This is a genomic window from Erythrobacter epiphyticus, from assembly GCF_034653295.1.
In the GTDB taxonomy this organism is placed as follows: Bacteria; Pseudomonadota; Alphaproteobacteria; order Sphingomonadales; family Sphingomonadaceae; genus Erythrobacter.
Genome location: NZ_JAYEEU010000002.1, coordinates 248,537 through 268,938, shown reverse-complemented (window position 1 = coordinate 268,938; position 20,402 = coordinate 248,537). Strand labels below are relative to the sequence as shown.

The 20,402-nt window shown below is 61.2% G+C and carries 10 protein-coding genes, 3 tRNA genes and 3 rRNA genes; 9 read left to right on the top strand and 7 right to left on the bottom strand.

Annotated elements, in window-relative coordinates:
• Window positions 1–318 (top strand): ACT domain-containing protein (locus tag SOQ14_RS01740; protein ID WP_322896243.1); only part of this gene is annotated, 318 nt, incomplete at its 5' end.
• Here SOQ14_RS01740 and SOQ14_RS01735 read toward each other — a convergent pair.
• The 3 genes from SOQ14_RS01735 to SOQ14_RS01725 form a co-directional block, all read right to left on the bottom strand.
• Window positions 319–2,277 carry a S9 family peptidase gene (locus tag SOQ14_RS01735; RefSeq protein WP_322896241.1) on the bottom strand — a complete coding sequence of 653 codons (1,959 nt, stop codon included), beginning with the start codon at window positions 2,275–2,277 and terminating at the stop codon, window positions 319–321.
• Window positions 2,278–2,369: 92 nt separating this feature from the next.
• Window positions 2,370–4,208, bottom strand: a complete 1,839-nt coding sequence (locus SOQ14_RS01730) for an ABCB family ABC transporter ATP-binding protein/permease (RefSeq protein WP_322896239.1) — start codon at window positions 4,206–4,208, stop codon at window positions 2,370–2,372.
• Between the two features lie 57 nt (window positions 4,209–4,265).
• Window positions 4,266–5,258, bottom strand: coding sequence for a retroviral-like aspartic protease family protein (locus SOQ14_RS01725; protein ID WP_322896237.1), 993 nt, complete (start codon window positions 5,256–5,258; stop codon window positions 4,266–4,268).
• Between the two features lie 733 nt (window positions 5,259–5,991).
• Here SOQ14_RS01725 and SOQ14_RS01720 point away from each other — a divergent pair.
• The 7 genes from SOQ14_RS01720 to SOQ14_RS01690 all read left to right on the top strand — a co-directional run bounded on the left by SOQ14_RS01720 (window position 5,992) and on the right by SOQ14_RS01690 (window position 12,797).
• Window positions 5,992–7,476: ribosomal RNA gene (locus SOQ14_RS01720) — 16S ribosomal RNA — on the top strand.
• Between the two features lie 195 nt (window positions 7,477–7,671).
• Window positions 7,672–7,748: transfer RNA gene (locus SOQ14_RS01715), tRNA-Ile, on the top strand.
• Between the two features lie 10 nt (window positions 7,749–7,758).
• A tRNA-Ala gene (locus SOQ14_RS01710) sits at window positions 7,759–7,834 on the top strand.
• A gap of 273 nt (window positions 7,835–8,107) precedes the next feature.
• Window positions 8,108–10,896 (top strand): 23S ribosomal RNA (locus tag SOQ14_RS01705).
• 127 nt (window positions 10,897–11,023) lie between these two features.
• Window positions 11,024–11,138 (top strand): 5S ribosomal RNA (rrf, locus tag SOQ14_RS01700).
• Together the 16S, 23S and 5S rRNA genes with 3 tRNA genes alongside form the textbook arrangement of a ribosomal RNA operon.
• Window positions 11,139–11,239: 101 nt before the next feature.
• A tRNA-Met gene (locus SOQ14_RS01695) sits at window positions 11,240–11,316 on the top strand.
• A gap of 389 nt (window positions 11,317–11,705) precedes the next feature.
• A complete protein-coding gene (locus SOQ14_RS01690) occupies window positions 11,706–12,797 on the top strand; it encodes an energy transducer TonB (protein ID WP_322896235.1) in 1,092 nt (363 codons plus the stop codon).
• A gap of 8 nt (window positions 12,798–12,805) precedes the next feature.
• On the opposite strand, the gene SOQ14_RS01685 is transcribed toward SOQ14_RS01690, so the two are convergent.
• The 4 genes from SOQ14_RS01685 to SOQ14_RS01670 form a co-directional block, all read right to left on the bottom strand.
• Window positions 12,806–13,891: an LLM class flavin-dependent oxidoreductase gene (locus SOQ14_RS01685; protein ID WP_322896234.1), complete on the bottom strand. Its 1,086-nt coding sequence runs from the start codon at window positions 13,889–13,891 to the stop codon at window positions 12,806–12,808.
• A 127-nt stretch (window positions 13,892–14,018) separates the two neighbouring features.
• The gene (locus SOQ14_RS01680) at window positions 14,019–14,933 is read right to left on the bottom strand and encodes an aldo/keto reductase (protein WP_322896232.1); all 915 of its coding nucleotides are present in this window, start codon (window positions 14,931–14,933) and stop codon (window positions 14,019–14,021) included.
• Window positions 14,934–15,941, bottom strand: a complete 1,008-nt coding sequence (locus SOQ14_RS01675) for a LacI family DNA-binding transcriptional regulator (protein WP_322896230.1) — start codon at window positions 15,939–15,941, stop codon at window positions 14,934–14,936.
• The gene (locus tag SOQ14_RS01670; protein WP_322896228.1) at window positions 15,938–17,929 is read right to left on the bottom strand and encodes an alpha-glucosidase; all 1,992 of its coding nucleotides are present in this window, start codon (window positions 17,927–17,929) and stop codon (window positions 15,938–15,940) included. Before SOQ14_RS01670 ends, SOQ14_RS01675 begins: the two co-directional genes overlap by 4 nt.
• 151 nt (window positions 17,930–18,080) lie before the next feature.
• Between SOQ14_RS01670 and SOQ14_RS01665 the strand changes: the two genes are divergently transcribed.
• On the top strand, window positions 18,081–20,399 hold the full coding sequence (locus SOQ14_RS01665) for a TonB-dependent receptor (RefSeq protein ID WP_322896226.1): 2,319 nt from the start codon (window positions 18,081–18,083) through the stop codon (window positions 20,397–20,399).
• The last annotated feature ends 3 nt before the right edge of the window (window positions 20,400–20,402 follow it).

Here is a 20,402-nt window from a genome sequence, read left to right as displayed (position 1 = left end):
GTGCTGGACGGGCGGGCGTGGCGCTTTGACGTGGTGGCGGGCGATGGCTTGCCCGCAGAGGCCTTTGCGCTGATCCGCGAAGATGAAGGGCTCACCGCGATCACCCCGGCGACAGGCGGAGATTTCGCACGGATCACGCTGATGGTGCATTCCGCGCTTGAAGGCGTGGGGCTGACAGCGGCCGTATCCGCCGCGCTGGCCGAAGCGGGGATCGCCTGCAATGTCGTGGCGGGTTTTTACCACGATCATCTGTTCGTGCCATGGCCGCGGCGCGAAGAGGCGCTGGCTATTCTCCAGCGCCTCTCGCAATCCGGGTAATCATTCCCCCAGCAGGTGCTTCTTCCAGAAGGCGAGCTGGGCGAGGAAGGCGTAATCGGCATTGGCCTTCTTGGCGAAGCCGTGGCCCTCATCAGCCGCAACCAGATGCCATGCTTCACCGCCCTTGGCGCGGATCGCGGCGACCATCTGATCGGCTTCCGACTTGGGCACGCGCGGATCATTGGCGCCGGTGATGACAAACATCGGCTTTGCGATCTCGTTGACGCGGGTCAGCGGGCTGATCTCGGTCAGCTTGGCGCGCTGCACCGGATCGCGTTCGTCACCATATTCGACCCGGCGCAGATCCTGCCGGTAGGGATTGGTGTTCTCGAGGAAGCTCACGAAATTGCTGATCGCGACGGTACATTGCGTGGCGGCGAGCTTGTCCTTGAGCTGCACGGCTGCCGCATAGCACATGTATCCGCCATAGGAGCCGCCGGTCAGCCCGACCTTGGCCGCATCGACCCGCTTGTGCGCGCGCACAGCATCAATCAGCGCCGCCATATCCTTGACCGAATCCTCGCGCTTGAACGGGCCATTGTCGAGGCTGACGAACACCTTGCCATAGCCGGTCGAGCCGCGAACATTGGGGTAGAACAGGCCAATGCCAAGCTCGTTGAGGTAGTAGTTGTTGCGCGCGAGGAAGCCTGCGCGGCTTTGCCCTTCCGGCCCGCCATGGACGCTCACCAGCATCGGGCGCTTGCCCGGAAACTTCGCCGGATCCGGCAGGTAGAGAATGCCGGATACTTCCAGCCCATCGAAGCTCCTGGTGGTGAGGATTTCCGGTTCGACATTGACCGAAACATCGAGCCCGCCGGTCTCACTTTGCGTCCAGCGGGTGAGCAGCATCGTGGCGGGATCCAGCGACCAGACGTCCGATGCGCTCTTGGCCGAGCTTAGCGAAAAGCCGATCTCGCCCCACGGCGCGAATTCCACGCCGCCGATCAACCCGGCGGGCAGGGCATCAACCTTGCGCACCTTGCCGGTGGCGACATCGAGCAGGCGCATCCTGTCGGTCCCGGCCTCGTTCACCACATAGGCGATGGTCTTGCCGTCGGGGCTGATATCAAAGCCATCAACGTCCCAGCGCTCGTTGGTCACCGGGGTGAAATTGCCGGTGATCGGATCGAGCCGTCCAAGCCGCTGGAAATCCGAATCGCGGTCGCTGGTCACCCACAAGGTGCCATCCGGCCCGACCCGGAACGAACCATGCGCCACCTGATCGGCCGGATTGCCGATCGGCAGCATCGTCCCGCTTGCCATATCGAGCCGGTAGAGATCGACATCCTGCACCGAATTGTAATCGGCGACATAGGCTTCCTGCTTGCCCGGCGAGAAGCCGAGCACCGCCCAGCCGCCACCATTGCTCTGGAACACCATCCGCGCCGAGGCCGGATCGCGCGGGTCCATCACGTAGAGATCCGAATCGACGCCGTTGCGGCGGGTCGAGCTGAAGGCCAGCAAGTGCCCGTCGGCGCTCCACGCGCCCTGCTGGTTGCGGCTCTTGCCATCGGTCAGCAGGGTGAGGCGCCCATCCTTGAGGGTGTAAAGCTGGAAGTATTCATCCCCGCCCCGGTCCTTGCGGACCACGATCACATCGCCGCGCTTGGGGGCATAGCGTCCGCCGACCGGCTCGGCCTCGAAGGTGATCTGGGTGCGCGCGCCCATCGGTTGGGCCACGCGGTGAAGCTGGTTGGTGTTGGCAAAGCGGGTGCTGACCAGCACCGCGCGCGCGTTGGGATCCCAACCAGCAAAGCCCGCGCCGCGCGCTTCGAGATAGGGCCGCGCGCGTTCTGCCATGGCCAGCGGGATCGGCGGCATCTGTTCGGCGGTGAGCGCGGCGGGCAAGGCGACCGCGGGTTCGGGGGCGGCTGTATCCTGCGCATGGGCAGGCAGGGCAAAACCAAGGGACAGGGTGGTGGTCGCCAGCAAGGCGGCAGCAAAAAGGTTGCGAGGCATAGGTGTTTCAGGCTCTCCGTGGCTTGTTTTGATTTGGGTCGGGAGCAATTCCTAGGGCGCAGGATGCCGCACGGCAATTGCGCCTGATCGACTCACTCCGCGGCTTCGCGTTCCTCGCCCTGTTCGGCGAGCTGGCGCGCCCACATGTCGGCATAGAGCCCGCCCATGGCGAGCAGCGCGCCGTGATCGCCGCTTTCCACCAGCCGCCCGTGATCGAGCACGAGGATGCGGTCGGCATCGGCGATGGTCGAAAGGCGGTGGGCAATCGCGATCGTGGTGCGCCCCTGCGCGACGCGTTTCAGCGTGCCGAGGATTTCCTGTTCGGTGCGGGTGTCGAGCGCGCTGGTCGCCTCGTCGAGCAGGAGAATCGGCGGGTTCTTCACCAGCGTGCGCGCGATGGCGACCCGCTGCTTCTCTCCGCCCGACAGTTTGAGCCCGCGTTCGCCCACCATGGTGTCAAAGCCATCGGGCAGGCGTTCGATCAGCGGCATCAGCGCGGCATCGCGCGCAGCCTGTTCCACCGCCGCCATATCCGCGCCTTCCGCGCCATAGGCGATATTGTAGGCGAGCGTATCGTTGAACAGCACCGAGTCCTGCGGGACAATCCCGATCAGCGCCCGCAGGCTTTCCTGCGTGACCCCGGCAATATCATCCCCGCCGACCAGCACCCGCCCGGCGAGCGGATCATAGAAGCGGAACAGGAGCCGTCCGATCGTGCTCTTGCCCGCGCCTGAAGGCCCGACAATCGCAACATGCGAACCGGCGGGCACTTCGAAGCTCAGGCCATGCAGGATCGTGCGTTCGCCCTCATACCCGAAAGTGACGTTATCGAAGGCGACGGTCGGGCGCTGCACGATCAGGGCGGGCGCACCCGGGGCATCCTTCACCTCGATCTCGGTATCGATCAGGCGGAACATGTCGGCCATATCAACCAGCCCCTGGCGGATCGTGCGATAGACCCAGCCCAGCACATCCAGAGGACGGAACAGCTGGAGCAGGAAGGTGTTGACCAGCACCAGATCGCCGACACTCAGCCGCCCCTGCTGCCATCCCCACACCGTGTAGGCCATGGCGCCTGCCATCAGCGCATTGGTGATGAGCGATTGCGCGATATTGAGCAGCGCGAGCGAGTTTTCCGATTTGATCGCGGCCTCGGCATAGGCGCGTGCTGCGCCTGAATAGCGTTCTTCTTCGCGGTGTTCGGCACCGAAATATTTGACGGTCTCGAAATTGAGCAGCGAATCAACCGCGCGTTGCAGCGCGCGGCCATCAAGATCATTCATCTCGCGCCGCAGTTTGGCGCGCCAATCGGTGATCCAGCGCGTGACATATATATAGGCCATCACTGTGACGGCGGTCGCCAGCACCAGCTCGATCCCGAAATTGATGTAGAAGATGATGCCCACCGCCACGAGTTCGATCGCAGTCGGGGCGAGATTGAACAGCAGGAAGTAGAGCATCATGCCGATACTCTTGGTGCCGCGCTCGATGATCTTGGTCACCTCGCCGGTGCGCCGCGAGAGATGGAAGCGCAGCGAAAGCTGGTGCAAGCGCCGGAACACGTCCTCGGCAAGATGCAGCGTCGCCAGCTGGCCGACTCGTTCGAAGGCGATGTTGCGCAGGTTGTCGAACACCACGGCGGTAAAGCGCCCGAGCGCATAGGCAGTGACCAGCGCCGCGGCAACAATCAGCGCCTGCTCGCCCGCGCTGCCGGACGGCGGCCCCGCCATCTGATCGACCGCGCCCTTATAGGCAAAGGGCAGGGCGAGCGTGACGCCCTTGCCCGCCAGCACCAGCCCCATCGCAATGACAATGCGACGCCGCAACGAAGCATCTTCGCGCGGCCACAGATAGGGAAGGAAGCGTTTGATCGTGGGCCAGCTTTCAATCTGGCGGCGGTCGTCGGCGGTCTGGGTGCTGTCAGGAGGCATAGGCCCCTGCATGTGGGCGCGCGCAGGGGTCAGCGCAAGCTGCCATTCCTTTTGCGTCTAGAAGGAGAAGGGAATGCGCTGTGCCTCGCGCTGCGCTGCCGCGACATCGCGCGGCAGATCGAACAGGATGCGGCTGTTGGCAAAATCGATCGCCACCCGGTCAAACAGCCGCAAATGCTGCATCCCCAAAGCGAGCACCGGCGTGTTGGCCAGCCCCAGCGCCGCGAACACCGGCGAATCAGCAAAGGTCAGCGGGATGTTGTTGAGCTGGAGCGATTCGATCTTGAGCGAGCGCACGACGGCAAGGTGGCCCACCAGATCGACACCGTTCACATCCGTGGTGATGACTTCGGCCTCGCGCTTGCTGCGCAACCTGTCCCGCAAGGCGGGGTTGGCAAGGCTGGCCTGCGCGCCGGTATCGATGATCACCGTGGTGGCAATGCCTTCGACCAGCGCGTTGGTGATCAGCAGTTGCCCCGCTTGCTGGCGCGCGCGGACCACGATTTCAAAGCCGTCGCGTTTCCCCCGATTGCCGCGCATGTCCTGCAGGGCAATCGAGGGCGCACGGAAATCGATCAGCACGCGGAAATCCTGCAAGCTGTCGAGCCCGATGATTCCATCTGCGCCGATATTGTCGCGTTCGAGCAGCGGGGCTGCCAGCCCTTCTATATAGTGCTTGCCGACATCGAGCCGCCCGATCGAGACCAGATCAACCGGCCGGATGCTCGCCATGCCAAGCAGGTTGGCCCGGCCTGCGGGTGGGAGGGCGAGCACGGCGTTGATCTCATGCGCGACGGCGGTGGCCTGACTGCCGGTGTCGATCATGAAGTGGAACGGGCCTTGGCCGTCGATCATCACCGGCAAGGTCAGCCGGCGGTCGCCTTGTTCCTGAAGCCCGAGGATATCCGTCAACGGATCTGTCAGCACCGGGGCGATGGTCTCGGCAGGGAGATTCGACGCAGCACCGGCGGCAGGGCCTGCGGCATGGGCGGCGGGCGTCCCGCTGAGAGCCAAAGCAATCGCGATCAAGGCCAGGTGCGAAGCGCGCATTATATAGTCCTATAGGAGCCGCATCACCATGCAGGGGCGAAGAGCGGCTTGGATGGGAGGAATGTATCACAGCCAGAGACGGTCCCACCATGGCAAAGGATGCGCCCCATGGCGCGATCATGAATCGGGTGCGGCGAGTCTCTGGCGGCTACGTGCCGCCATCGGTGTGGCGGAGCGCTGATTCAGCACCGGATCGGCTCGTGAATCAGCGATTCTGCCCTGTCAGGACGGCTGGAATGGGAGGAAAGATGCCTTTGGACGGCAAAAATACCCGCTCAAATCCTTGGATTTCCTCGCCTTTCGCAAAATTTGAAATAAAATTGCAAAAAGCCGTTGACCGAATCCCGAACCACGCATAGATGGGCTCCACCGACGCGGCGCTGACGGCTTCCACCGCCACCGCAACGCTCGGTCGCCAAGAAATTCGGATAGCCGGTCCCCCGGTGTAAATCGGGGAACCAAGCGCTGTCCCCTATTACTGTCTGGCGGCTCTTTGACATTGTTGGTTTTTGATGAAGGGACATGTGGGCGACGGCGCCTGGTCCGGGGGTTTTAAGGCTCCGGATACCAGTAACCAAGCCGATTGCCACATCCGTTTTGGGCTCCACGCCTGGCCGGATGATAAGCATGTTCATTCGTATCCATTACGTTTGACAGTGCAGGTATCGGCTCCTTGAAGCTCATGCCAGTCCGGTCGATGGGGTTTTCCCCATGCCTGATTGGTGTGTGACACAAACTTGAGAGTTTGATCCTGGCTCAGAACGAACGCTGGCGGCATGCCTAACACATGCAAGTCGAACGAGACCTTCGGGTCTAGTGGCGCACGGGTGCGTAACGCGTGGGAACCTGCCCTTAGGTTCGGAATAACTCAGAGAAATTTGAGCTAATACCGGATAATGTCTTCGGACCAAAGATTTATCGCCTTTGGATGGGCCCGCGTTGGATTAGCTAGTTGGTGGGGTAATGGCCTACCAAGGCGACGATCCATAGCTGGTCTGAGAGGATGATCAGCCACACTGGGACTGAGACACGGCCCAGACTCCTACGGGAGGCAGCAGTGGGGAATATTGGACAATGGGCGAAAGCCTGATCCAGCAATGCCGCGTGAGTGATGAAGGCCTTAGGGTTGTAAAGCTCTTTTACCAGGGATGATAATGACAGTACCTGGAGAATAAGCTCCGGCTAACTCCGTGCCAGCAGCCGCGGTAATACGGAGGGAGCTAGCGTTGTTCGGAATTACTGGGCGTAAAGCGCACGTAGGCGGCTTTTTAAGTCAGAGGTGAAATCCCGGGGCTCAACCCCGGAACTGCCCTTGAAACTGGGAAGCTAGAATCTTGGAGAGGCGAGTGGAATTCCGAGTGTAGAGGTGAAATTCGTAGATATTCGGAAGAACACCAGTGGCGAAGGCGACTCGCTGGACAAGTATTGACGCTGAGGTGCGAAAGCGTGGGGAGCAAACAGGATTAGATACCCTGGTAGTCCACGCCGTAAACGATGATAACTAGCTGTCCGGGTTCACAGAACTTGGGTGGCGCAGCTAACGCATTAAGTTATCCGCCTGGGGAGTACGGTCGCAAGATTAAAACTCAAAGGAATTGACGGGGGCCTGCACAAGCGGTGGAGCATGTGGTTTAATTCGAAGCAACGCGCAGAACCTTACCAGCCTTTGACATCCTAGGACGACTTCTGGAGACAGATTTCTTCCCTTCGGGGACCTAGTGACAGGTGCTGCATGGCTGTCGTCAGCTCGTGTCGTGAGATGTTGGGTTAAGTCCCGCAACGAGCGCAACCCTCGTCCTTAGTTGCCATCATTAAGTTGGGCACTTTAAGGAAACTGCCGGTGATAAGCCGGAGGAAGGTGGGGATGACGTCAAGTCCTCATGGCCCTTACAGGCTGGGCTACACACGTGCTACAATGGCAACTACAGTGGGCAGCTATCCCGCGAGGGTGCGCTAATCTCCAAAAGTTGTCTCAGTTCGGATTGTTCTCTGCAACTCGAGAGCATGAAGGCGGAATCGCTAGTAATCGCGGATCAGCATGCCGCGGTGAATACGTTCCCAGGCCTTGTACACACCGCCCGTCACACCATGGGAGTTGGATTCACCCGAAGGCAGTGCGCTAACCGCAAGGAGGCAGCTGACCACGGTGGGTTCAGCGACTGGGGTGAAGTCGTAACAAGGTAGCCGTAGGGGAACCTGCGGCTGGATCACCTCCTTTCTAAGGATTTTCACGAAAGCGTCAGGGCTGGCCTCTGAAAGTGCTTCGTGATCTCCAAAGAACATTGCCGTCGTCCTCATGTCCTTTCATCAATCGGATGCAACAAGCCTTCTGGCTTGTTGTGTGCCTGAGCCGGCTCACGCCCCTCGCGGCAGCCTGTTCCTTCGGGAATTGGCGGTCGGCGTTTGGTGGAATGGGCCTGTAGCTCAGTCGGTTAGAGCGCACCCCTGATAAGGGTGAGGTCAGAAGTTCGAATCTTCTCAGGCCCACCATTACCTACATGGGGCCTTAGCTCAGCTGGGAGAGCACCTGCTTTGCAAGCAGGGGGTCATCGGTTCGATCCCGATAGGCTCCACCAGGTACCACCGTCCGATAGATGAAACGAAAGCGGATCCCGCATTATGCGGGTCAGGCGATCGCCATATTTCATATGGGATTGCCGTTCTTTGACATTGTGAATGGGTTTTTAAATCGATGCCGTGGCGCATGGATTGTATCGAACAGGCTCTGGCCTGTGCGATCTTTCGTGCATCACAAATCAATCAAATTGATTATCTGGCTGAGATAATTCTCCCACCGTCTTTAAGCGCACAGGCTTTTATGCAGGCCTATCGTTGATGGTGTGGATTCTCAAGCGTGAGGTAAGAGCATTTGGTGGATGCCTTGGCATGTACAGGCGAAGAAGGACGTGGCACGCTGCGATAAGCGTCGGGGAGTTGTGAGCAAACTTTGATCCGGCGATTTCCGAATGGGGAAACCCACCTTCACCATTTCTTCCAGTCTGCCCTCGGGCAGGCCGGGCGAGGTGGATAAGGTATCATCAGACTGAATATATAGGTTTGGTGAAGCGAACCCGGGGAACTGAAACATCTCAGTACCTGGAGGAAAAGACATCAACAGAGATTCCCGTAGTAGTGGCGAGCGAACCGGGACCAGGCCAGTGCCTTCATTTCAACTAGCAGAACATTCTGGAAAGTTTGGCCGTAGCGGGTGACAGCCCCGTATGCGAAAGTGATGATGAAGGACTAGAGTAGGGCGGGACACGTGAAATCCTGTCTGAACATGGGGGGGCCACCCTCCAAGCCTAAATACTCGTACATGACCGATAGCGAACACAGTACCGTGAGGGAAAGGTGAAAAGCACCCCGATTAGGGGAGTGAAACAGTACCTGAAACCGGATGCTTACAAGCAGTTGGAGCTCCATAGGGGGTGACAGCGTACCTCTTGCATAATGGGTCAGTGACTTAATCTAGCATGCGAGCTTAAGCCGTTAGGTGTAGGCGAAGCGAAAGCGAGTCTGAATAGGGCGACTGAGTATGTTGGATTAGACCCGAACCCCGGCGATCTAGGCATGAGCAGATTGAAGGTGCGGTAACACGCACTGGAGGATCGAACCGTTGCATGTTGAAAAATGCTCGGATGACTTGTGTTTAGGGGTGAAAGGCCAATCAAGCCGGGAAATAGCTGGTTCTCCGCGAAATCTATTGAGGTAGAGCGTCAGATGTATGCCGATGGGGGTAGAGCACTGGATGGGCTAGGGCTGCGCGAGCGGTACCAAACCTAACCAAACTCCGAATACCATCGAGTCTTGTCTGGCAGACAGACGGCGGGTGCTAAGGTCCGTCGTCAAAAGGGAAACAGCCCTAACCTACAGCTAAGGTCCCCAAGTCATATCTAAGTGGGAAAGCATGTGGGAATCCCAAAACAACCAGGAGGTTGGCTTAGAAGCAGCCATCCTTTAAAGAAAGCGTAACAGCTCACTGGTCTAAATAAGGGTTCCTGCGGCGAAAATGTAACGGGGCTAAAGATATGCACCGAAGCTTAGGGTTGCAGTTTACTGCAGCGGTAGCGGAGCGTTCCGTAGGCGAGTGAAGGCGAAGGGTAACCGACGCTGGACGTATCGGAAGTGCGAATGCTGACATGAGTAGCGACAAACAGGGTGAGATGCCCTGTCGCCGAAAGACCAAGGGTTCCTACGCAATGCTAATCAGCGTAGGGTGAGCCGGCCCCTAAGACGAGCCCGAAGGGGGTAGTCGATGGGAACCACGTTAATATTCGTGGGCCTGGTGGTGTGTGACGGATCTCGTAAATCGTTCCTCCTTATTGGATTGGTAGGGGCGGTGAAGAGGTTCCAGGAAATAGCCCCACCGTATAGACCGTACCCGAAACCGACACAGGTGGTCAGGTAGAGTATACCAAGGCGCTTGAGAGAAGTATCCTGAAGGAACTCGGCAAATTGCCTCCGTACCTTCGGAAGAAGGAGGCCCCATCTTAAGGCAACTTTTGGTGGGGGGCACAGGCCAGGGGGTAGCGACTGTTTATCAAAAACACAGGACTCTGCTAAGTCGGCTTCAAGACGACGTATAGGGTCTGACGCCTGCCCGGTGCTGGAAGGTTAAGAGGAGGAGTGCAAGCTCCGAATTGAAGCCCCAGTAAACGGCGGCCGTAACTATAACGGTCCTAAGGTAGCGAAATTCCTTGTCGGGTAAGTTCCGACCTGCACGAATGGCGTAACGACTTCCCCACTGTCTCCAGGATATGCTCAGCGAAATTGAATTCTCCGTGAAGATGCGGAGTACCCGCGGTTAGACGGAAAGACCCCGTGCACCTTTACTGCAGCTTCAGAGTGGCATTAGGAAAGAGTTGTGTAGCATAGGTGGGAGGCTTTGAAGCGACGGCGCCAGCTGTCGTGGAGCCATAGGTGAAATACCACCCTGCTGTTTTCTGATGTCTAACCTCGCACCGTTATCCGGTGTAGGGACCCTCTGTGGCGGGTAGTTTGACTGGGGCGGTCGCCTCCTAAAGAGTAACGGAGGCGCGCGATGGTAGGCTCAGGACGGTTGGAAACCGTCTGTTAGAGTGCAATGGCATAAGCCTGCCTGACTGCGAGACTGACGAGTCGAGCAGAGACGAAAGTCGGTCATAGTGATCCGGTGGTCCCTCGTGGAAGGGCCATCGCTCAACGGATAAAAGGTACGCCGGGGATAACAGGCTGATGATTCCCAAGAGCTCATATCGACGGAATCGTTTGGCACCTCGATGTCGGCTCATCACATCCTGGGGCTGGAGCAGGTCCCAAGGGTTTGGCTGTTCGCCAATTAAAGTGGTACGTGAGCTGGGTTCAGAACGTCGCGAGACAGTTTGGTCCCTATCTGCCGTGGGCGTCGATACTTGAAAGGAGTTGCCCCTAGTACGAGAGGACCGGGGTGAACGTACCTCTGGTGTACCTGTCATCCTGCCAAGGGTGCCGCAGGGTAGCTATGTACGGACGGGATAACCGCTGAAAGCATCTAAGCGGGAAGCCTCCCTTAAGATTAGGTATCTTTGAACCGTGATAGACCATCACGTTGATAGGCCGGGTGTGGAAGTGCAGTAATGCATGCAGCTAACCGGTCCTAATAGTTCATATCGCGCTTGAGAATTCGCACTGTCAACGACAGGCCTGTTGGTCTGCGTTGGTGGAGAATGTCTCCAGCCAGATACGTCTTCAAACCACTCCATTAAGAGTGTGCATCGATTTAAAACCCGCATCCACTAGCTTCATTGCTTGGTGACCATAGCGTCTGTGACCCACCCGATCCCATCTCGAACTCGGCCGTGAAACCAGACCGCGCCGATGGTACTGTGCCTCAAGGTCCGGAAGAGTAGGTCGTCGCCAGGCATTGCAGCTGGTGGGTGCGTGTTCAAACCCATTCACATAGTCAATAGGGCTGTCCCGCAAGGGCGGCCCTTTTGGCGTCTGAGGTGTGCAGGCACCGGTATCGCGGGATGGAGCAGCCCGGTAGCTCGTCAGGCTCATAACCTGAAGGTCGTTGGTTCAAATCCAACTCCCGCAACCAGACAAGACATTCAAAAGGCCGCTGACCCGTTGGGTTGGCGGCCCTTGTTGTTTCTGGCGTGGTGCTTATTGCCTTGTACTCTTGAGCAGATCCGGCTGCTTGTTCCCCGAGAGCCTGTTGTGCCTTGCACCCGTGGCCTCTTGTTGACGATCCGAGTCGCTCCCTCCCCTGCCCGCATAAGCGGCTGAAATTCGATTATTCCTTCACAGGCGTCGGCTTTGCCTGCTAGCCTCACAGCCCTTGATGAGGCCAATGGCTGGAGTGCGCCGATGCTTAGAAATGCCCTGATGGTAAGCTTGTCCGCACTGGTCTGCGCCTTGATCGCGCAACCCGCCCGGCTTGCAGCACAACCGACGTCTGTGCCGTTGTTGCGCGGCCTGAACCCGGCGATGATCAGCGCAACGCCGTTTTCGAAGGGCGATTTCGTTCTGTCGTGGAATAACGACACGATCACTTGCAATGGTGAGGCAGTGTCAGCGGTTGAACGGATCGCCCCGCACCCGCAATTGATCGCGAAAAAGCTGCTCAATTTTCCGGTCACGATCGGGTTCTCTGTCGATGAAACCGGCCGCGCGGTCGATATGCGGGTGCTGGAAGGCGGCTATGTCGAAGGCGAGCTCGAAGCCTCCTTTGATACCGAGGCTAAGACCATGCGCATCGATACCAAACGCTTTCTCGCAAGGTTTGCGGTCCGCGACCTGATGCCTTCGCTGCGAGCCAGCCGTTTTGTCGAGGGTGCACGGCGATCCGAATGCCGCGTCGTCTATAGCCCGCAATATGTCGAGGCAGCGCGGGTTCCACGGGACACCTTGGCAATCCTCGGGGTGGTGCCGAGGATGTTGCTCAATACTGCGCTGCGCGATCAGCTGGGCGGCGGCGATTGCAGCACGGTTGGTTGGCCCGCTCCGCTGTTCCGGGGCTTTCCTGATTTTCGCAAAGTTTCGGCGCGCGACGGCGCGCGGAAGTGGAGCTGGGTGCGCTTCGACATTGATGAAAATGGCGCCCCGGCGAACGTCAGCGTCATCTTTTCCTCGGGCGATGCGGATCTGGATGCGCAAAGCCTGCTTGCATTCAGAGACAACCGCTTTGCCGGCGGGCCGCGCACGGGCTGCGTGGCCGCATGGTGGCGTAACCCTGGCGTCATTCCCGCTCCGCCTGCACCTGAGGACAGCGATTTTCCCGACTTCCGCAGTTGCGAAAAACTACGCAGCTGGGACAAGAAGCCCAAGCTTACCTATCCGCAGGCCTATAACGAACGGGCGATCGAAGGCTGGGCGGTGCTGGGTTTCGACATTGCAGCCGATGGGACAGTCGGCAATGTCCGCGTTCTGTCTGTCCAGCCGAGCGAGGAATTCGGCGAGGTGGGCGCAGCGGTGCTGCGATCCGGTCGCTTCGAAGCGGGCGACGCGGCTGTCACCCAATGCGTTGAGCGAGTCCGTTTCGTCACGACGAAGGACGCAGCCGCCACCAGCGACAGCTGAACCGTCCCTCACATTTCCAGCGGACCGTGCTGGATATGCGGCAGCACATGGCGCGCGAACAGATCGGCTTCCTGCATGTGCGGGTAGCCCGAGAGGATGAAGGCCTCGATCCCTTCGGCCTGATAGGCGCGAAGCTTGGCGAGCACCTGATCGGGCGTGCCGACGATCGCTGCCCCGCAGCCCGAGCGCGCGCGGCCGATGCCGGTCCACAGGTTTGCCTCGACAAAGCCGTCGCCATCCGCCGCCCCGCGCAGTTCCTGCTGGCGCTGGACGCCGTAGTTCTTGGCGTCGAGGCTCTTTTCGCGGATCGCGCGGCCTGCTTCATCGTCCAGCTTGGACAGGAGCCGGTCGGCATAGTGGCGCGCCTCGTCCTCGGTCTCGCGCACGATCACGTGGACGCGGTAGCCGAATTTCAGCGTGCGCCCGTAATTGGCCGCACGCGCCTTGAGGTCGGCGATGTTCTCGCGGACCTTGTCCATCGTATCGGGCCACATCAGGTAGACGTCCGCCGCCTCGGCCGCACATTCGCGCGCCTCGTGGCTGAGGCCGCCGAAGTAGAACGGCGGGCACTTGCCCGAGAGCGTCGTGATGCGCGGCGGATCGAGCTTGAGCTTGTAGAACTCGCCGTCGAAATCGAGGTGCTCGCCATTGAGCAGCGTCTTGACGATCTTCATGATCTCGGTGCCGCGGCGGTAGCGCGGGCCGCTCTCGATCTTCTCGCCCGGCATGTCCGAGGAAATGATGTTGACGTTGAGCCTGCCTCCGGTGCCGGCAGCATTCGGGCCGAGGATGCGGTCGAGCGTGGCGATCCGGCGCGCGAGTTGCGGCGGCCAGTCCTCGCCCATGCGCGTCGCCCACAGCAGCTTGATGCGCTTGACCTGCGTGGCGACGGCGGCGGCGAAGATCGTTGTGTCGACGCCCAGCTGATAGCCCGAAGGCAGCAGGATATTGTCGAACCCGCCTTCCTCGGCGCGCAGCACGAGGTTGCGGCAATGCTCCCAGCTTGAAGCGAGATAGGGATCGGGAACGCCGAGGAATTCGTAATCGTCGTCACACAGCGCGGAGAACCACGCGATTTCGCATTGTTGGGTCATAAATCCTCCCGAACTCCGTTCGCCCTGAGCTTGTCGAAGGGCTGCACTTTTCTTCGATCCACCCGCGCTATCCCAAGAAAGGGCAGGGCTTCGACAGGCTCAGCCCGAACGGGGTGGGATTTCTTCCTTACGGCAAAGGCACGCCGCGCGCGGCGACAAGCACCGCGTACCATGCGGTCCGCGTCCACCGCACTGTGAGCGCCTGCGCGCCCTCGGCGATGCGCGCCGCATTCTGCGAGCCGATGATCGGGATGATCCCCCCCGGATGCGCCATCAGCCAGCTATAGGCCGCTACGGTGCGCGAGACGCCCTGCGCCTCGGCCACGGCATCGAGCGCTGCCGCCACCGCCTTGTCACGCTCGCTCTGCGGCGCGGCAAGACGCCCGCCACCGAGCGGCGACCACGCGAGCGGGGTCAGGCCGAGCACCATCGCCTGGTCGAGCTCGCCGTTCTCGAAGCAGTCGATCCGCAGGGGGCTGATCTCGGGCTGGGTCGTCGCCAGCTTGGTGCCGAGGAAGTGATTGAGCGCAGCGGTCTCCGCCATCGTGAAGTTCGAGACGCCAAGGCTGCGGATCTTGCCGCTCGCCAGCGCATCGTCCAGCACCCGCGCCACCTCTTGCGGATGGGCGAGGATATCGGGCCGGTGGATCTGCCACAGATCGACGCTGTCGACCTTCAGCCGGGCAAGCGAGGCGTCGATAGCGGCGCGCAGATAATCCGCGCTCTGATCGTAAGGCAGCGGCGGGAGGATGCCGCCCTTGGTCGCCAGCACCATCTTGCCCCGTAGGGAAGGATCAGCCGCCAGCACTTCGCCCAGCAGCACCTCGGCATCGCCAAACCCGCCTGCGCCGTCGAAGCCATAGATGTCCGCAGTGTCGAGGAACGTGATCCCGGCATCCAGCGCCGCGTGCACCAGCTTGGCCGCTTCGGCCGCGGTGCGGCCATTCTCGGTCAGCCGCCACATCCCCCAGGCAAGGGGAGACACCTCAATGCCGCTCGCACCAAGGCTGCGGGTGGCAGGCGGAAGGGGCAGTTCACTCATCTAGGGATTCCTTTTTGGCGGAGCGACCGAAGCGCGCTCGACAAGGTCATGGGGCAGGCGTTTGTGGGTGATATCCCCGCCGGCGATCAGGATTTGGGTGGCGGTGCGCGCCAGATCGGCCATCGGCTGGCGGATGGTGGTGAGCGGTGGCCAGACGGTGCGGGCGAGCGTGGTGTCGTCGAACCCGACGACCGACAGATCGCCCGGCACATTGATACCGCGATCATGCGCCACGGCGAGCACGCCGGCGGCCATGTCGTCATTCGAGGCGAAGATCGCGGTCGGCCGTTCGGGCTGATCGAGCAGTGCCTTCGCGCCCGCCACGCCGGAATCGAAGTCGAACTCGCCATCGACCACCAGTTGCGGCTCGAACGGGATGCCAACCCGATCCAGCGCGCGGCGGTATCCGAACAGGCGGTCGTCGGATGCCATGTGGTTGGTGTGGCCCTTGATGAACCCGATGCGGCGGTGCCCGGCGTTGATCAGGTGGGTGGTCATGTCGTCGGCAGCCTGCGCATCGTCCATGAACACGCTGGAGGTCAGCGCGTGGTTGGTGCCCGGCGAGATGCGCACGAAGGGCACGTCCATCGTCTCCAGCGCGCGTAGCACGGGATCGCAATCGGTGACGGGCGAGGACAGGATGATACCGTCCACATGCGTTTCGCTGACAAGGCCGCGCACCTGATCGCCCACCCGCGGATCGGCGACGTCGACCGGCTGGGCGAGCAGGCGGATGCCGTTTTCGTGGCACACCTCCCAGCAGCCTTTCTGGATCTGGAACATGTAATAGGGGCTGTGATTGTCGTAGATCAGCGCGACCTGGTTGGACTTGGCACCCGAGAGGATGCGCGCCGCCACCGAGGGACGGTAGTCGAGTTCGGCCATCGCCTTTTCCACCCGCTCGCGCAGTTCGGCGCTGACATAGGGGTGGCCGTTGAGCACGCGGCTGACGGTCTTGACCGCCACCCCCGCGCGGGCGGCGACATCGCGGATATTGGCGCGGCTCATCGGGCGAGCTCCGCAAACAGGGGCGCAAAAGCGCTGGTGCGGCGGTAGAACACGGGCGGCTCACCGATGGGCGCAGGCACATCGTGCCAGCCGGGGGCGAAGTCCACGCCGCTCCACACATGCCGCCAGTCGCCCTGCGGCAGATAGACTGTCCGCGTCACCGCTCCCGCTTCGATCACCGGTGCAACCATCAGGTCCGCACCATAGAGAAACTGGTCTTGGATCGTGAAGGTTTCGCGATCCTCGGGATAGTGGAGGAACAGCGCGCGCTGAGCCGGAAGGCCCGTGGCCTGCGCCTCCGCGACGAGATGCCGGACATAGGGCGCAAGCCGCGCGTGGACCTTGCTCCACCTGACAAAGCCATCGATCAGTTCGGCATTGCTGTCGATCTGGAGATTGTCGTCGGGGCGGTTGCCTTCGTGGGTGCGCATCACGGGACTGAAGGCGCCCAGCTCGTACCACCTGAGGATCAGCTCTTCGGTGCGGACATTGCCGAACAGGCTGGTGTAGCCGCCGACGTCGGAATGGCTGAAGGCATTGCCAACGAGGCCGGATGACAGCGCGGCGGTGATCACCGTGCCGATGCCGTCATGGCGGCTGAAATCGACCGACTGGTCGCCCGCCCACAGCAAGGGACAATGGCCCTGCACCCCGGTATGCCCGGCGCGCATGAACCACAGCACATCGCCGGTGCGCCCGCGTGAAGCGACGGCGCGGGCGTTCACTTCCGCCCAGCGCACCGGCCAGCGGTTGTGCTCCTGCATCGGGTCGCCATTGTGCAAGCGCAGGTCGGTGGGAAGATATTCGCCGAAATCCGCCATCCAGCCATCAAGCCCGAAATCGAGCATCCGCTTGCCGATCACCTCCTCGGCAAACCATGCAGCAGCGGCAGGGTTGGTGAAATCGACCACGCCTGCATGAAACTCGCCGAAATCGACAACATAGGGCTCATCGCTGTCGAGGCATCGGGCGAAGTAGCCTTTGGCTGCGGCTTCCGGATAAAGCGGGCCGTCGACCGCAAGGTAGGGGTTCACATAGCCAAGGAAGCGAATGCCGCGCGCCTTCAGCGCCGCGATCCGGGCGGGCAGATCGGGGTAGCGGTCCGCGTTCCACTGCCAGTCCCAGAATAACCGGCGTCCGAAGCTGGTCTCGCGGATGCCGACCCAGTCTTCGCACCACAGGCCCGAGACGGCAGCGCCTGCCTCGATCAGCCGCTCCAGCCGGTCGAAGCTGGCCTCGCCCTGCTTGAGGCCGACAATGGCTCCGCCCAATGCCCATTCGGGGAGCGCCTGACGCGGACCGAAGCGCGCGCCGAGCTGGCGGGTGAGATCGGCAGGCGCGCCTTCGAACAGGTCGATGGTGACTGCACCCGACCATACGTGGACCCTGAGCCGACCGGGCTCGCGCGCATCGAGTTCGACATATTCGGCATTGGGGAGGCTCAGTGCCCAGCCGCCCGAGCACAGCACGGTGGGTTCGGGATAATTGGTTGTCCAGTAATCCCCGCCCGCGAAAGAGCCGTCAGCGCTCGCCTGATCGGTGAGCGGCGTCCCGGGTTCGCGCCCGACGCCGGGTTCGCTCGTCCAGATCGGGAATGTGCGGCCGTTCAGAGCAAGATAGCTCATCTGCTCACCCCCGCCCCACAGCACATCGTCAGGCGCAAGCAAAACATCCAGCGTGATGCGATCGTGTCCAGAGAGCGCGGTCACGCTCAGCCGCGCCGCGTCGGGCGCAAGACTCAGCGCCACTTTCGCGGCGCCATCGGCGCTGGAGAGCACGGCCGCCCCCTCTCCCACCACTTCGCAGACCGACAGTGGCCTTGCTGCCACAGGGGTATCCGACAGACGGAAATTGCCGCGCACCATCGTCACCAAGGCATCACCAGAAGCCACGGAAATTGCAGGATATTCAGACCGATGACACAGCACGGTGCGCCCGCCTATCAGCAGGTCGAATCCGTCGTCACGTGCTGCCAGTTGCAGGCCCACTTTTGCCGGGTCCCCCTTTGTGTCCTCTTATGACACCGCTTGACATAACGAGACAGAAAGCGCAACCGTCGGCCCACAAGATCGACCGCACGAGCGATGATCCCGTCATCATCCCAACAGTCGACACACACAGGGGAGGGAGAAAACCAACATGCCTGCCAGCACCAAAATTGCGTTCCAATCACTTGCCGCATCGGTCAGCGTTCTGGCGCTTGCCCATGCCGCGCCCGCGTTCGCTCAGGACGAAGGACTCGGCGAAATCATTGTGACTTCACAGAAAGTGAAGGAAAATGTGCAGGATGTGCCGATCGCCATTTCGGTGGTGTCGTCGGAGCGTCTGGAGCAGGCCGGGGTGTTCTCGCTTGAGAATATCGCCACGGTCGTGCCCTCGGTGACCTTCCGCAAGGGCACCACCAGCGCCAACAGCGCCATCGTGATGCGCGGTGTGGGGACCATCACCTTCTCGATCGCGGCCGAGCCGAGTGTGTCCACCGTTGTCGATGGCGTCGTGCTGTCGCGCTCGGGCCAGGCTTTCACGGATCTGGTGGATATTGAACGCCTCGAAGTGCTGCGCGGTCCGCAGGGCACCCTGTTCGGGCGCAATGCCTCGGCAGGCCTTGTCAACATCGTGTCCAAGGGCGGCACCGATGAGTTCGAAGGCGAAGCCCGCGCCGATTGGTTCGAAGGCAATGAAGTGCGCATGCGCGCCGCGCTGTCCGGCCCGCTCGCCGAAAATCTCACCGCGCGCGTGACTGGTTTCTACGGTTCCTTCGATGGCAACATCACCAATGTCGCCAATGGCGATCAGAAGATCAACGGCTTCGAGAATTACGGCGCGCGCGGCATCCTCGATTATTCGAGCGGGCGCACCGATCTGCGCCTGATCGCGGATTATTTCGAAGCCGATAATGATTGCTGCGCCGATGTGACCGGTGCCAGCCGCGGTGCCGTGCTCGATGCCGAGCTCAACCTGCCGGGTGGAGTCGCGCTGGGCGCGGATCAGCGCTTCGTGAACAACAACCTCGTGACCCGCACCCGCGATCGCCAATGGAGCATCACCGGCTCGGGCGACTTCGGCGTGGGCGAGGCGCACACGCTCAGCGTCATCCTCGGCTATCGCAACTGGTTCAACCAGGAGTTCCGCGAAGGCGACTTCCTGCCGCGGCCGATTGTCGGAACGCCGCAGCTGCATGACGAAGGCGAGGTGCGGACCGAGCAGATTTCCGCCGAAGTCCGCATCGCTTCCGATCAGACCAAGCGGTTCTTCTATCAGGCCGGTGTGTTCGCATGGCAATCGGAGAACAGCCAGGTCTTCACCCGCCGCAATGTGGTGTGCAACAGCTCGACCTTGCCGGTCGATCCGCGCACCGGGGCGACCCCGTGCAATCTGGCGGATACCGTCAACACCATCTTCCCCACCGCGACCTCGCTCAGCGATGTGACCTCGACCAACTTCGCGGTGTTCGGTCAGGCGACCTACCGCTTTACCGAACAGCTCTCCTTCACCGGGGGCTTGCGCTACACTTGGGATGATCTGGAATTCACCCACACCCGCGCGCCGGGGGTGAATGCCACCAACGGCCAGCCTGCGGTTGGGCCGGGGGTTTCGCCCAATCCGGCGGGCGGCACGATCGCCAGTGGCGGCAATGGCACCAATACCTCGGCAGGTTCGACCAAGACGGGCAATCTCTCGGGCCGGGCGGTGCTGCAATATGAGCCGAGCGACGATGTCATGCTCTATGGTAGCTACACCCGCGGTTATAAGGGGCCGGCGTTCAACGTCTTTTTCAACCACACGGCCCCCACCAACGCCCTGCCGATTGATGAAGAGCTGTCGGATTCGTTTGAAGTGGGCCTCAAATCGCAGTTCTGGGATCGCAAGGGGCGGTTCAATCTGGCGGCCTTCACCGTCGAGTATGATGGCTTCCAGGCGAACAACTTCGTCCTGCTCAACGGCGCGGTGGTCTCCAACCTGACCAATGCCGGCACCGTGCGCAGCCGCGGGTTCGAGGCCGATCTTGCTTTGGTGCCGACCACCGGCCTGACCTTGCGTGCAAGCGGGGCCTATGCCGATGCACGGGTCAAGGAATTCAACCCCAACCCGCAGACCAACGCCCCCGATGCCCGCAATGGCACGCGCCTGCCGCTGGCACCGGAATTCGTCTGGAACATCGGCGCCGATTACGAAACCGCGCTCGGCACCAGTGTGCGGATGTATTTCTCGACCGATTTCCGCCACACCAGCACCCAGTTCTCCGATCTGGGCGAGCAGGGGCGGATCGATCCCTATGGCATCTGGAACGCCTCGCTCGGCTTCTCGGATGCTGATGACAAGTATCGCGTGACCTTCCACGCGCGCAACATTACCGATGAAAGCTACGTCCTGCTCAATGTCGAGAATGGGCGGCGCCTCCAGATCCCGCGCGATGCGGATCGCTATTTCGGGGTCAGCCTGCGCGCACGGATGTGATTG